Raw genomic sequence first — 14,376 nt, 5'->3', positions numbered from 1 at the left:
GGCATGGCCGAGCCGGTGTTACTCCGTGGCCGTCAGGTGGCGTGCCGCGTCGTGGAGCGAGCGGGCGTGGAGTTTGAGCATGGTGGGGAGGTCGATCGTGTTGCCGTGGATCTCGTGTTGGATGAAGAGGCCGTCGGCGCCGGCCATCGCGTAGGTGGTGAGGGTGTGGGCCGAGGTGTCGTCCAGGGTGGGGAAGAGGTCCTTGAGGACGGCCGTGATCTTTCGGGCTGCGATGTCGCGGACCTGGAGAAAGACCGTGCGGCCTCTCGGTTCGGTGGGGCGGCGTTCCAGGGCGAGCATCAGGCCCAGGCGGAGGAAGTCGGGGGCGTCGACGAGGGACTTGGCGACTCCGGCCGCCATGAGGGTGGCGCGTTCCAGAGGGGTGCCCGTCTCCTCGTCCGGGAGTTCGACGGCGGTGAGCCAGGTCTCGAAGCTGCGCTCGATCACCGCGGCGATCAGGTCGTCCTTGTCCTTGAAGTGCCAGTAGATCGAGCTGGCGGGCAGCCCGCACTTGGCGCTGACCGCCGCGATGGACGTGCCCTCGTAGCCGCGTTCGCCCGCGATCTCCACGGTGGCGTCGAGGATGCGCTGACGGGACTCCACACCGTTGGCACGCTTCTTGCGCGGCGTCCTCGACCCGGTCGTCGGCCGTGCATCTGGCGTCGGCTGTGCCCCGGTCGTCGATTGCGGCTTGGTCATCAGCTGCGTTCCGCTCCTTCTGCCGTGGTCGTCACGGCTGTCATCGCCATCACTGCCATCACTGCCATCACTGTCATTGCGTCTGCGGTAATTGTAATGAGTGTTCCATCAAGGGCGGGGCAACGGCTGTTCGGTCCAGATGGTCTTGCCGTCGGGGGTGTAGCGGGTGCCCCAGCGTTCGGTGAGCTGGGCGATCAGGAAGAGGCCGCGGCCGTCCTCGTCCTCGGTGCGGGCGCGGCGCAGGCGGGGTGAGGTGCCGCTGCTGTCGTAGACCTCGCAGATCAGGGCGCGGTCGCGGAGGAGGCGGAGGTGGATGGGGCCGGTGGCGTGGCGGATGGCGTTGGTGACGAGTTCGCTGGCGATGAGTTCGGTGGTGAAGGCCAGGGCGTCCAGGCCCCAGGCCGAGAGCTGGGCGGTGACCGACGCGCGGGCGCGGGCGACGACGGCCGGGTCGCTGGGCAGCTCCCATTGGGCGACCCGTTCCGGGCCGAGCGTGTGTGTACGGGCGACCAGCAGGGCCACGTCGTCGCCCGGCCGGGCCGGGAGCAAGGCGTCGAGGACGGCCTCGCAGGTGTCCTCGGGGGCGCGGTCGGGGTGGGCGAGGACCTTGCGGAGCGCGTCCAGGCCGGTGTCGATGTCGCGGTGCCGGTCCTCGACCAGGCCGTCGGTGTAGAGGACGAGCTGGCTGCCCTCGGCCAGGTCGAGTTCAACGGTCTCGAAGGGCATGCCGCCGAGGCCCAGCGGCGGTCCCGAGGGCAGGTCGACGAAGTCCACCGTGCCGTCCGGGGCGACGACCGCGGGCAGCGGGTGCCCGGCGCGGGCGAGGGTGCAGCGCCGGGAGACCGGGTCGTAGACGGCGTACAGGCAGGTCGCGCCGACGATGCCGGAGTCCTGGTGGGTGTTCTCCACCGCCCAGCCCTCGCCCCGGTCGAGGCGGCCGACGAGGTCGTCGAGGTGGGTGAGGAGTTCGTCCGGCGGCAGGTCGAGGGCGCAGAAGTTGTGGACGGCGGTGCGCAGCCGGCCCATGGTCGCGGCGGCGTGCAGGCCGTGGCCCACGACGTCGCCGACCACGAGGGCGACGCGGGCGCCGGAGAGCGGGACGACGTCGAACCAGTCGCCGCCGACGCCCGCCTGCGCGGGGAGGTAGCGGTAGGCGACCTCGACCGCGCTCTGTTCGGAACGGCCGCGGGGCAGCAGGCTGCGTTGCAGGGCGAGGGCGGTGTTGTGCTCGCGGGTGTAGCGGCGGGCGTTGTCGATGCAGATCGCAGCGCGGCCGACGAGTTCCTGGGCCAGGGAGAGGTCGTCGTCCTCGAAGGGGGCGGGCCGCTCGGAGCGGTAGAAGCTGACGACGCCGAGGGTCGCGCCGCGCGCCCGCAGCGGCACGGTGATCAGGGAGTGGATGCCGGCCGCGAGGGCGCGCTCCAGCCGGGCCGGGTCCTGGGCGAGCCAGCCGCCCGCCTCGGCGAGCACGGGTTCGAGCACCGACCGGCCCGTCTCCCAGCAGCGGGCCTGCGGGGTGGTGGGCACGTACCGGACGGGGTCCCCGACCTCGTACAGATGCGAATGCTCGTGCACGGCGCCCAGCGCGACCCGGCGCAGGCGCATGCCGGGGCCGAGGGGTTCGGGTTCGTCGCCGAGGAGGACGGAGACGGGCAGGTCGACGGCCGTGAAGTCGGCGAAGCGGGGGACGGCCACCTCCGTGAGTTCCTCGGCGGTCCGGGTGACGTCGAGGGTGGTGCCGATCCGGACTCCTGCGTCGTGCAGCAGTTCGAGCCGTCGGCGGGCGAGTACGGCGAGGCGGCCCACGCCGGGTTCGCCGATGAGGAGCAGCCAGGCGTCGGAGGGGGAGTCGGGGGCCGCGGGAGGCTCGTGCGGGGCGGGCCGGGGCGGTGGGGGTTCCGTGGGGGTCGGGCGGGGGTGCGGGGCGGTGGGTACGAGGGTGCTCAGGACGACGGTCGGTGGTGGGGCGGTGGGGGCCGGGACGGGCGGGGCGGCCGGCCCCGGGGCGACAGCGGTGACGGGGCCCGGGGCGGCATCGAGCGTGACGGGCGGTGGCGGCGTCGGCCGGGCGGGGGGTGGGGTCGGTTCCGTGCGGGGCGGGTTCGGGTCCGTGCGGGGCGGGTTCAGTTCTGTGTGGTGCAGGTGGGGGCCGCCGAGGACGCGGGCCTCGACGACCACGCCGGACTCGCCCGAGTCGCTCATGATCGGGCGGCGCAGGAGGGTCGCGATCCGGCCGCCGGAGAGGGTGACCTCGTCGAGGGTGCGGTGCGGGGAGGCGATGAGTTCCTCGGCCTTCTCGCGGAGGACGGCCAGGTCGACGCGGCCGAGCGTCTCGCCGTGCCGACCCTCGTCGCCGCGTGCCCAGGGCGGCTCGTCGGGCTGGCGGGGCCAGGCGCCGGGGCCGGCCGTGGTGCGGGCGGCGCGGTGGTAGGCGGCGAGGAGGGCCCGTTCGCGTTCCGTGGCCTGTTCCAGGAGGCCGGCCTCGATGTCGTGGGCGGCCTCCTGGACCAGCCGCAGCATCGTGGGGTCACCGTCGTCGCGCAGACAGGTGAGGTCGAGGACGGCCTCCACCCGGCCGCTGAGCGGGTTGCGGACGGGGGCTCCGGCGCAGGCGAAGGGTGAGAGGCAGTCGGCGAAGTGTTCGCGGCCGAGGACGTAGACGGGCCGGCGTTCGGCGAGGGCGGTGCCGACGCCGTTGGTGCCGGCGGCGGCCTCGGAGGCACAGAAGCCGGGGGCGAAGTTGATGTCGTCGAGGCGGGCGCGGAGCCGGTGGTCGCCGCCGTGGCGCTGGACCATGCGGGCCTGCCCGTCGCAGAGCACCACGGTCATGCTCACGTTCGACAGGGAGGTGGTGAGGCGGTCGAGCACCGGGTCGGCGGCGCGCAGGAAGGGGTCGTCCAGGGCGAGGTCGGGCGCGTACGGGATCAGCAGCCGGTGGGGTTCGAGGCCGGCGGAACGGCACCGCTTCCAGGAGTCGAGCACCGGGTCCCGGACATCCGCGTCGACCCGTGCCCCGGCGAGGAAGCGCTCATGGGCATCGACGAGACCGCCGATGTCGTCCCAGGAGACGGACAACGGGATCACTTCCCTCAGCCGCGGGCGGCCCCGCCGCACACCGCCACCCGACGCGCTCCGGGGGCCGCCTGCCAGGCGCTACAACCCTAGACCTTGGGTGACGCGCATCACAACAGTGGAGAGGGGCGGGAGCGGAGGGGCGGAGGCGAGGGGGGCGCGGGGCGGACGGAGGGGGGTCCGGGAGGTGACTCGCGTCTGTCGGGAGGTGACTCGTGCCTGTCGGCAGGTGACTCGTGCTTGTCGGGAGGTGACTTGCGTCTCATGGGGGACGGGTGGGGCGGGGCGGGTTCCGGCGGCAGAGTCGCTGCTCGGAAGCGGTGTCGTCGTTCTGCCGGTGGCAGGAGTTCGGGTGGCGCATACCGGGGAGTCATTTGGGGTGGGAACGGTCCTGGGGTTCCCTTCGTTCTTGACTTGCCCTGCCTCCGTCGGAGCGGTCCCCCGCCGTGCCGACGCGACGCGGAAGGACGACGTGCCCTTTGTTCCCGCTCCCGCTCGACGCGCCGCCCCCCTCGCGGCCCACCCCGTCCCCGGTCACCGACCCGCTCCCCCTGATACCCAGTCCGGCCCGGCCCGCGGACCTCACCAAGGGTCCGACGGCGGTCTCCGACGCCCCCTGTGCTCCCCTTACGGTCCCGGGACCGAGACCACTGCCCGATGCGGCCTCCGCCCGTCCCTGTGACCCCGTCGATCCGGCCGGCCCCGGCGTCTCCCCCGCCGCCGACGCCGCGGGCCCCCGGCCGTCCCGGATGCCGGCGTTCCTGCCCGGCCGGGTGCGGGCGCTGCTGCCCGCGCGGTCGGCGGCCAACGCGCGGCGGCTGCGGTTCGCCCTCGCCCTGCTGCCGTTGCTGTTGCTCGGGGTGTGGGCGGCGGTGGACTGGCGGACGGTCCACGACGGGGCGCTGCGGCTGGCGTCGGCCGACCCCTGGTGGCTGCTGGCCGGTGCCTTCTTCACCGCGCTGTGCTCGGTGGCGTCCGCGTGCATCCGGCAGGGCGCGGTGCCGGAGCGGCTGCCGCCGGGGCAGCTGCTGGCCACGCAGTTCGCGGCCGGGGCCGCGGGTCACGCGCTGCCGGGCAACATCGGCGCCCACGCCGTCGTCCTGCGGTTCCTGCGCCGCCGGGGCATCCCGCTGGCCCGGGCCACCTCCTCGCTCGCCCTGTACTCGGCGGTCAAACCGGTCGCCAAGACGCTGGTGATCGTCGTCTTCGTCATCGCCTTCCCGGGCACGCTCCGACTGACCGAGCTGCTCCCGAAGGGCGAGACCCTCGCCCTGGCCGGCGCGATCACCGGCGTCGGTCTCGCCGCCGTGGTCACCCTGGTCACGACCGTACGGCCGTTGCGGCGGCCCCTCATCGGAGGGCTGCGGACCGCCCTCACCGACACCCGGCTGGTGCACAGCCGTCCCGTCCGGGCGGTCTCGCTGTGGGGCGGGGCCGCGGCCTTCCCGCTGTGCCAGGGGGCCGTGCTCGCCTCGGTCGGCTCCTCGCTCGGGCTGTCCGTGTCATGGGTCCAGATGATCTTCGTGTACCTCGTCGCCAGTACGGCCGCCGGTGCCGTGCCCGCGCCGGGCGGCCTCGGGCCGATGGACGCGGCGCTCGTCTTCACCCTCGTCGCCTTCGGCGCGCCCGCGACCCTCGCCACCACCACCGTCATCGGCTATCGCGTCCTGACCGTCTGGCTCCCGCTCCTGCCCGGCACGCTCGTCCTCTCGGCGTTGGTACGCGCGAAGGTGCTCTGAGCGGTCTCCCCATCCCCCCGGCCCGATGCCGACAAGCCCTTCGTCCCCGGGTGCAGCAGGCAGTTGAAGCGGGAACCATCTCTGGGACAAGAGGCATCGGGCGGGGTCGGCGGGTTGGGGGATGGCACATGTCGTACGCGACGGGGCGACGGGTGGTCGTGACGGGGCTCGGGGCTGTCACACCGCTCGGCGTGGGTGTGGGCGAACTGTGGCAGGGGTTACTGGAAGGGCGGTGCGGGATACGGGAGTTGGAGGGGGCGGAGTTCGCGGAGTTACCGGTGCGGGTCGCGGGGACGGTGCCGGTGGATCCCGCCGGGCTGCTGCCCCGGCCCCGGGCGCGGCGGATGAACCGGGCCGCGCGGTTCGCCGTACTGGCGGCGCGGGAGGCCTGGCGGGACGGCGGGTTCGATCCCGGCGGCACGGCGGCGAGCGGGCTCGATCCGCAGCGGGTGGGGGTGTCCGCCGGGGCGATCCTCGGTGACGCGTCGGTGCTCGTCGCCGGCGACCGGCAGTTACGGGACCGGGGGCCGCGCGGGGTCTCGCCGCTCACCACACCGATGTGCGTGCCCTCGCAGGCGGCGTCGCAGATCTCCCTGGACCTCGGTATCACCGGGGAGGCGCGGACCGTCACCAGCGCGTGCGCGTCCGGTACGGAGGCGATCGGGCAGGCGGTGGACCGGATCCGGTACGGACGGGTGGACGTGGCGGTCGCGGGCGGGGCCGAGGCGGTGGTGACCCCGGCGATCATGGCGTCCTTCGCGGCGATGCGGGCGCTGTCGCGGCACGGGCTGGACGGGGGCGGGGGGAGTCCGTCGCGCCCCTTCGCGACGGACCGGGACGGGTTCGTGAACGGGGAGGGGGCGGGGTTCCTGCTGCTGGAGGCGGAGGACCGGGCACGGGCGCGCGGGGCCCGGATCTACTGCGAGGCGGCGGGGTGGGGGCTGTCCGCCGACGCGCACCACATGGCCGCGCCGGACCCCTCGGGCTCGGGGGTGGCGCTCGCGCTGCGCCGGGCGCTGGCGGACGCGGCGGCCTCGGCGTCGGACGTGGTGCACGTCAACGCGCACGCGACCGCCACGGTCGACGGGGATCTCGCGGAGGCGAACGCGCTGACGGCGGTGCTGTCGGGGCGGCGGGTGCCGGTGACGGCGCTCAAGGGACACCTCGGGCATCTGCAGGGCGCCGCCGGGGCGGTGGAGGCCCTCGCCACCGCGCTCACCCTCCACCACGGGGTCATCCCGCCGACCATCGGCTGCGCCGACCAGGACCACGCCATCACCCTCGACCTCGTCACCACCGCTCCCCGTCCCCTCCCGCCCGACGGCGACCTCGCCCTCACCAACTCCTTCGGCTTCGGCGGCCACAACGCGGTCCTCGCCCTGCGCCGCGCGGCGTAGCCCCGGGTGCACGCCGGCCTGGGCCGCACGGCATGGCGCCCGGGGGACCCCGGGCGCCTCGGCCGCTACGGCACCGCCGACCCGGCCGGTCCGCACTGCCGCCCCGGTCGCTCCGGCCGGTTCGGCACCAGGTCGCCGCCGTCGTGGCTGGGCACGGCTGCGGCGGGAGAGAGCGGGCGGTGGCTGCGGGGGTTGAACAGTCCGAGCGACGACGAGCGGTGACCTGTAGGACTGAGCGGACCGGGCGGCAACGAGCGGTGGCCCAGGCGGGCGATCGAACCGAGGGGCTATGAGCGGTGGCGCGTGCGGCCGACCAAACAAAGCGGCAACCAGCGGTGCCCCGCTCGGCCGATCAAGCAGAGCCGCTACGAGTGCGGTGGCCCGCGGCCGACCAAACCGAGCGGTGGCCCGGGCTGGTGGTCAAGCCGAGCGGCTGTGGGCATGGCCCGGGCGTCCGACCAAACCGAACGGCAACCAGCGGTGCCGGACGGCCGACCCAATCGAGCGGCCACGAGTACGGGGGCGCGTGCGGGCGATCGAACCGAACGGCAACCAGCGGTGGTCCGCGCGGGCGATCAAGCAGAGCGGCTACGGGGGCGGTGGCCCGGGACGGGCGGTCAAGCTGAGCGGCAACCAGCAGTGCTCCGGGGCAGGCGACCAAACCCAGCGGCGACCAGCGGTGGCCCGCCCGGCTGACCGAGAGGCTACGCGTGCGGTGGCCCCGGGACGGGCGGTCGGGCCGAGCGGCTACGAGCGCGGTGGCCCGGGCGGGGGGTCAGGCCGAGCGTTTGCGGGTTGCCGTCTTCTTGGTCGGTGTCTTCTTTGCCGGTGGCTGCTTGGCCGTGGATTTTGTCGCGGTGGACTTTGTCGCCGTGGACTTCGTGGCGGTGGGCTTCGCCGGGGTCGTCTTCTTGGTGGTCGACTTCTTCGCGGTGGTCGTCTTCTTCGGGGACGTCGTCGATTTCCTGGTCGTCGGTGTGGTGGATTTCTTGCCCGTGGGCTGTTTCGGGGTGGGGCGGGGGGACAGCGGCGTGACGTCGGCGTCGGCCTCGCCCCGGGACTCCTTGGCCTCCCGGACGCTCTTCTCCAGGGCCGCCATGAGGTCGAGGACCTTGCCGCCCGGGGCCGGGGCGGGGGCGGAGGGGGGCTCTTCGCCGGAGGCCTTCGCGGCGATGAGTTCCTCGACCGCCTCGCGGTAGTCGTCGTGGAGGGAGTCGAGGTCGACCTCGCCGAGGGTGTCCATGAGGGCGTCCGCGAGGTCGAGTTCCTTGTCTCGGACGGTGACGCCGGCGTCGGGGGCGACCCCCTCGGTCGTACGGATCTCGTCGGGCCAGAGCAGGCCGTGCATGGCGAGGACGTCGTCCACCACCCGCAGCATGCCGAGGCGCTCGCGCCCGCGCAGGGCGAACTTGCAGATGGCGACCTTTCCGCTGCGCTTGAGCGCCTCGCGGAGCAGGGTGTACGGCTTGGCGGCGGGCACGCCGTTCGCGGCGAGGTAGTACGCGGCGTCCACCTGCAGCGGGTCGACGCTCTCGGCCGGGACGAAGCCCTCGATCTCGATGGTCTTGGCGGTGGGGATGGGCAGCGACGCCAGGTCCTCGTCCGTGATCGGGATCATCGTGCCGTCCGCGTCCTCGTACGCCTTGCCGATCTCCCCCTGCGCCACCTCGCGGTCCTCCAGCTCGCAGACCTTGCGGTAGCGGATACGGCCGCCGTCCTCCAGGTGGATCTGCCGGAAGGAGACGGAGTGGCTCTCGGTCGCGTTCACCAGCTTGATGGGGATGCTGACCAGGCCGAAGGAGATGGCGCCGTTCCAGATGGATCGCACGGGCAGCACGCACCTTTCGGGTAGCCGCGTCCGGTTCGTCCACACCGTAACTCCGGCGTGTCGCCGCTGCCCGTCGGCCGCCGGGCAGCGGCGCACGGCCGTGCGCGGTCCCGGACCGGTCAGGATTCGAGAAGCGCGGACGGGCGGGGCGCGCCTAGCGTGAAAGCCATGGACCTCACCATCAACGCGAGCTTCCTCCCGCACGACGATCCGGACGCCTCCCTCACCTTCTACCGCGACATCCTCGGCTTCGAGGTCCGCAACGACGGCGGGTACGACGGGATGCGCTGGATCACGGTCGGACCGGCCGGCCAGCCCGACACGTCGATCGTGCTGGAGCCGCCGGCCGTCGACCCCTCCGTGGACGACGCCGAGCGGCGCGTGATCGTCGAGATGATGGCCAAGGGGACGTACGCCCGTGTCCTCCTCGCCACCGCCGATCTCGACGGCACCTTCGCACGGCTGGAGGCGGGCGGCGCCGAGATCGTCCAGGAGCCGATGCGGCAGCCGTACGGCGTCCGTGACTTCGCGGTCCGTGATCCCGCGGGCAACCTGATCCGCGTCCACGAGGTCTGAGGTACCGGCTCCGGACGCGCACGCGGGGCCCACCACCGCACACCGCACACCGCACGTACTGTTCCCACTGTTCCATGCGGATCGGATCCGGACAGGCGACGCCGGCGGGGACCGCCACGCGGCTCCGCACGACAGATGGAGGAACGATGACCAAGGCCACGAGGGCGCGGACGCAGGCGCAGTCTCCCGGGCCGCACGCCGCCGACAGCCATGATCTGATCCGTGTGCACGGGGCCCGGGAGAACAACCTCAAGGACGTCAGCATCGAGATCCCGAAGCGCCGGCTGACGGTGTTCACGGGGGTCTCCGGCTCGGGCAAGAGCTCGCTGGTGTTCGACACGATCGCCGCGGAGTCGCAGCGGCTGATCAACGAGACGTACAGCGCCTTCCTCCAGTGCTTCATGCCCAACCTGGCCCGGCCCGAGGTGGACGTCCTCGACGGGCTGACCACCGCGATCACCGTGGACCAGCAGCGGATGGGGTCCGACCCGCGCTCCACCGTCGGCACCGCCACCGACGCCAACGCGATGCTGCGCATCCTGTTCAGCCGGCTCGGCAGCCCGCACATCGGCCCGCCCGGCGCGTTCTCCTTCAACGTCGCCTCGGTCTCGGCGAGCGGCGGTCTCACGGTCGACCGGGGCGCCGACAAGACCAAGACCGAGAAGGTGACGTTCAGCCGTACCGGCGGGATGTGCACGCACTGCGAGGGCCGGGGCAAGGTCTCCGACATCGATCTCACGCAGTTGTTCGACGACTCCAAGTCCCTGTCCGAGGACCCGTTCACCATCCCCACCTACACCGGGGACGGATGGGTGGTGCGGGTGATCGCCGAGTCGGGCTTCTTCGACAAGGAGAAGCCGATCCGGAAGTACACCAAGAAGGAGCGGCACGACTTCCTGTACCGCGAGCCGACCAAGGTGAAGATCAACGGGGTCAACCTGACGTACGAGGGTCTGATCCCGAAGCTGCAGAAGTCCTTCCTCTCCAAGGACCGCGAGTCGATGCAGCCGCACATCCGGGCGTTCGTGGACCGGGCGGTCACCTTCGCCGTCTGTCCCGACTGCGAGGGCACCCGGCTCAGCGAACTGGCCCGTTCCTCCCGGATCGGCAAGGTCAACATCGCCGAGGCCTGCGCGATGGAGATCCGGGACCTCGCCGAGTGGGCGCGCGGCATCGAGGACGCGTCGGTGGCGCCGCTGCTCGCCAAGCTGCACTACACGCTCGACTCGTTCGTGGAGATCGGCCTCGGCTATCTCTCGCTGGACCGGGCCTCGGGCACGCTCTCCGGCGGTGAGGCGCAGCGGACGAAGATGATCCGGCATCTCGGTTCCTCGCTCACCGATGTGACGTACGTCTTCGACGAGCCGACCATCGGGCTGCACCCGCACGACATCGAGCGGATGAACAACCTGCTGCTGCGGCTGCGCGACAAGGGCAACACGGTGCTCGTCGTGGAGCACAAGCCGGAGACGATCGCCATCGCCGACCATGTCGTGGACCTCGGCCCCGGCGCCGGTACGGCGGGCGGCACGGTCTGCTTCGAGGGCACCCTGGAGGGGCTGCGGGCGAGCGACACCGTCACCGGGCGGCATCTCGGGGACCGGGCCGCGCTGAAGGAGACGGTCCGCACGCCCACCGGGACGCTGGAGGTGCGGGGCGCGAGCGCGAACAACCTCCAGGACGTGGACGTCGACATCCCGCTCGGAGTGCTCACCGTCGTCACCGGGGTCGCCGGGTCCGGCAAGAGTTCGCTGGTGCACGGCTCGATGGCCCGGCAGGCGGGGGCGGAGGGCGTGGTGTCGATCGACCAGACGCCGATCCGCGGCTCCCGGCGCAGCAACCCGGCGACGTACACCGGGCTGGCCGACCCGATCCGCAAGGCCTTCGCCAAGGCCAACGGGGTGAAGCCGGCGCTGTTCAGCGCCAACTCCGAGGGCGCCTGCCCCACCTGCAACGGCGCCGGGGTCATCTACACCGACCTGGCGATCATGCAGAGCGTGGCCACCACGTGCGAGGAGTGCGAGGGGAAGCGGTTCGAGGCGTCGGTGCTGGAGTACCGCTTCGGCGGGCGGGACATCAGCGAGGTGCTCGCGATGTCGGTGACGGAGGCGGAGCGGTTCTTCGGCGAGGGCGAGGCGCGGACCCTCGCGGCCCACCGGATCGTCGAGCGGATGGCGGACGTCGGCCTCGGCTATCTCACCCTCGGCCAGCCGCTCACCACGCTCTCCGGCGGCGAGCGGCAGCGCCTGAAGCTGGCCACCCACATGGGTGACAAGGGCGGGGTCTACGTCCTCGACGAGCCGACCACCGGTCTGCATCTCGCCGACGTGGAGCAGCTGCTCGGGCTGCTGGACCGGCTGGTCGACGCCGGGAAGTCGGTGATCGTCATCGAGCACCACCAGGCGGTCATGGCCCACGCCGACTGGATCATCGACCTCGGCCCCGGCGCCGGTCACGACGGCGGCCGGATCGTCTTCGAGGGCACCCCGACCGAGCTGGTCGCGGACCGCTCCACGCTCACGGGGGAGCACTTGGCCGCGTACGTGGGGGGCTGAGCGGAGGGGGCGGGCGCCTGGCCTTGGCGGGTGGGCGCCCGGCCTTGGCGGGTGCCCGACCACGCGGCGGATGGGCGTCCGGCCGCGCGGCGGATGGGCGTCCGGCCGCGCGGCGGATGACCAACGGGCGGTCGGGTGCCCGGCCCCGGCGGGTGGATGCCTGGCCGCACGGCGGGTGGATGCCCGACCCGGGCGGCGGATGGACGCCGGACCGCGCGGCGAATGACCACCGGGCGATCGGGTGCCCGGCCCAGGCGGGTCGGTACCCGGCCGCACGGCGAGTGACCACCGTGCCAGCTGCTCGCCGGCCCCTGGCCTCGGGCCACCGGATCGCCAGGCGCCTGACCTAAAGGGAAAGCTGATCGCCGGGCGCCCGGCCCCGAGACACCTGATCGCCACGTGCCCAGCCGCAGTACGCCGACCGGCGAGCACCCAACCCCGGGCCCGCCCAACCGACGAGCACCCAACCCCCGGGCGCCCACCCAATAAGTACCCTTTGCCGCCAACCGCACCAAATGGGACTCTGGCTCCCATGACACCGATCACCGAGGTGGAGGGCCGCAGGGTCGCCCTCTCCAACCTGGAGAAGGTCCTCCACCCGGCGACGGGCTTCACCAAGGGCGAGTTGCTGCACTACTACGCGACGACGGCGGACGCTCTGCTGCCGCATCTGCGCGACCGGCCGGTGTCGTTCCTTCGCTATCCGGACGGGCCGGGCGGTCAGGTGTTCTTCACCAAGAACGTGCCGCCGGGCATCCCGGACTGGGTCACCACGGCCGAGGTGCGGCGGATGGAGGGCCCGGCACGGATGGTGCTGGTGCAGGATCTGGCGAGCCTGATGTGGGCGTCGAACCTGGTCGCCGAGTACCACACCCCGCAGTGGACCGTCCGTGGCTCCGACGAGGCCGACCGGCTGGTGTTCGATCTGGACCCGGGGGCGCCCGCGACGGTCGTCGAGTGCTGCGAGGTGGCCCGCTGGCTGCGGGAGCGGCTCGCGGCGGACGGGATCGAGGCGCATGCGAAGACGTCCGGGTCGAAGGGGCTGCATCTGCTGGCGGCGGTGCGCGGGGCGTCCTCGGAGCGGGTGTCGGAGTACGCCAAGCGGCTGGCCGTGGAGGCGGAGGAGGCGCTGCCGCGCCTGGTCGTCCACCGGATGACCCGCAGTCTGCGCCCCGGCAAGGTCTTCGTCGACTGGAGCCAGAACGCCGCCCGCAAGACCACCGCCACGCCCTACACCCTGCGCGCCCGCGCCGAGCCGACCGTCTCCGCGCCGGTGACCTGGGCCGAGGTGGAAGAGTGCGCCTCCCCCGACCGGCTGGTGTTCCGCGCCCAGGACATCGCGCCCCGCCTCCAGGACCACGGCGACCTGCTGGCCCCGCTCCTGGACCCGGAGGCGACACACGCGCTGCCGTGACGGCGCCACCGCCGACGGGGCCTGCACCCCGGCGGCACCGTCCGTCGACGTGCCCTACGCCCCGGCCGCGCCGTCGGCGTGGCCAGCATCCCGGCCGCATCGTCGGCGTGGCCTGCCTCCCGGCCGCACCGCCGGCATGGCCCGCACCTCGGCCACACCACCGGCGCGGCCCGCGCCCTGGCTGCACCACCGACGTAGCCCACAGCCCAGCCGTGCCACCGACGTGGTCTACACCCGGGCCCACGTCCGCCGGTCGCGGGCCATAGCGTGCAGGCCCTCCACGTCCGCGGGCTTCAACACCCCTCCGGCGCGGGCGAGTTCGCGCAGGTCCGTGTCGCGCAGGACGCGGAGTTCGCGCAGGGGCGTGGCGATGTCGAGGGCCGCGGGTTCGACGAGGGCGAGGACGGGGCGGACCTCGGCGGTGAGGGCGTAGGAGGCGCGGTCGGCGTCGGCGCGCAGCCCGCGCAGCAGCGCGCGGGGCTCACGCCGGCCCACGGCGACCACGGGGTCGGTGACGACGACACGCTGCCTGCGGGCGTACAGGGACCGCACGCAGTACAGGCCCCCGGGACCGAGCAGCAGGTGGTGGATGCGGTCGCCGCCGGGCAGCGGCACGGAGTGCACGGTGTGCCAGCCGGCGCCCTCCAGCCGGTCCAGCGCGTCGCCGACGGTCTGCTCGGCGGCGAGGGCCCGGCGGCGCGGGTCGGGGCGCAGCCGGCGCGGTGGTCCGGGGGCGCGGTCGAGGGCGATCAGCAGGGCCTCGCCGGGGCGGTTGGGGGCCAGGTCGTCGTCGGGGTGCAGACTCAGCCGGACCAGCTCGGCGGGGGTGGGCACGGGCGGCGGGCCCACCGCGACCGGGCCCGCGATGAAGGGGCCGAGAACGGCCAGCACATCCTCTCCGTACTCCTCGGCGAGGAGGTTCACCCGGCCCGCCTCACGGTCGTACCAGGCGAGGTTCCGCCCGTCGGCGCGGCACACGTACAGACGCTCCCGTCCGTGCCGCCAGGTCGGTATGACGCGCAGTCCGCTCATGCACCATCACCCCACGACCATGGGAACAGGCGGGGTGCTCCATCGGCAAGAACCCGGTTACCTT

General features: G+C 73.3%; 9 protein-coding genes. 5 read left to right on the top strand and 4 right to left on the bottom strand.

Going from position 1 to position 14,376, the window contains the following annotated elements; translation table 11 throughout:
• Positions 1-18: 18 nt before the first annotated feature.
• The gene (locus J8M51_RS19440) at positions 19-699 is read right to left on the bottom strand and encodes a TetR/AcrR family transcriptional regulator (protein WP_086763142.1); all 681 of its coding nucleotides are present in this window, start codon (positions 697-699) and stop codon (positions 19-21) included.
• 108 nt (positions 700-807) lie between these two features.
• Positions 808-3,783, bottom strand: coding sequence for a SpoIIE family protein phosphatase (locus J8M51_RS19435; protein WP_398856471.1), 2,976 nt, complete (start codon positions 3,781-3,783; stop codon positions 808-810).
• A 467-nt stretch (positions 3,784-4,250) separates the two neighbouring features.
• Between J8M51_RS19435 and J8M51_RS19430 the strand changes: the two genes are divergently transcribed.
• Positions 4,251-5,510, top strand: coding sequence for a lysylphosphatidylglycerol synthase domain-containing protein (locus J8M51_RS19430; protein ID WP_216590779.1), 1,260 nt, complete (start codon positions 4,251-4,253; stop codon positions 5,508-5,510).
• A gap of 128 nt (positions 5,511-5,638) precedes the next feature.
• Positions 5,639-6,907, top strand: coding sequence for a beta-ketoacyl-[acyl-carrier-protein] synthase family protein (locus J8M51_RS19425; protein ID WP_216590780.1), 1,269 nt, complete (start codon positions 5,639-5,641; stop codon positions 6,905-6,907).
• A 775-nt stretch (positions 6,908-7,682) separates the two neighbouring features.
• On the opposite strand, the gene ku is transcribed toward J8M51_RS19425, so the two are convergent.
• A complete protein-coding gene (ku, locus tag J8M51_RS19420; RefSeq protein WP_455568185.1) occupies positions 7,683-8,735 on the bottom strand; it encodes a non-homologous end joining protein Ku in 1,053 nt (350 codons plus the stop codon).
• 168 nt (positions 8,736-8,903) lie between these two features.
• Here ku and J8M51_RS19415 point away from each other — a divergent pair, with 168 nt between their 5' ends.
• The 3 genes from J8M51_RS19415 (at position 8,904) to ligD (ending at position 13,280) form a co-directional block, all read left to right on the top strand.
• Positions 8,904-9,311: a VOC family protein gene (locus J8M51_RS19415; protein ID WP_086761377.1), complete on the top strand. Its 408-nt coding sequence runs from the start codon at positions 8,904-8,906 to the stop codon at positions 9,309-9,311.
• Positions 9,312-9,457: 146 nt separating this feature from the next.
• Entirely contained in the window at positions 9,458-11,866 is a 2,409-nt protein-coding gene (locus J8M51_RS19410; RefSeq protein WP_267299338.1) for an excinuclease ABC subunit UvrA, read from the top strand.
• Between the two features lie 532 nt (positions 11,867-12,398).
• Positions 12,399-13,280, top strand: a complete 882-nt coding sequence (ligD, locus tag J8M51_RS19405; RefSeq protein ID WP_086760825.1) for a non-homologous end-joining DNA ligase — start codon at positions 12,399-12,401, stop codon at positions 13,278-13,280.
• 228 nt (positions 13,281-13,508) lie between these two features.
• Here ligD and J8M51_RS19400 read toward each other — a convergent pair whose 3' ends face one another.
• A complete protein-coding gene (locus tag J8M51_RS19400; protein WP_267299337.1) occupies positions 13,509-14,312 on the bottom strand; it encodes a nuclease-related domain-containing protein in 804 nt (267 codons plus the stop codon).
• Positions 14,313-14,376: the final 64 nt, after the last annotated feature.

The sequence above is a fragment of the Streptomyces griseiscabiei genome, assembly GCF_020010925.1.
Classification (GTDB): Bacteria; Actinomycetota; Actinomycetes; order Streptomycetales; family Streptomycetaceae; genus Streptomyces; species Streptomyces griseiscabiei.
Note: the sequence above shows the minus strand (reverse complement) of the source record. Positions and strands in the feature narration are given on the sequence as shown.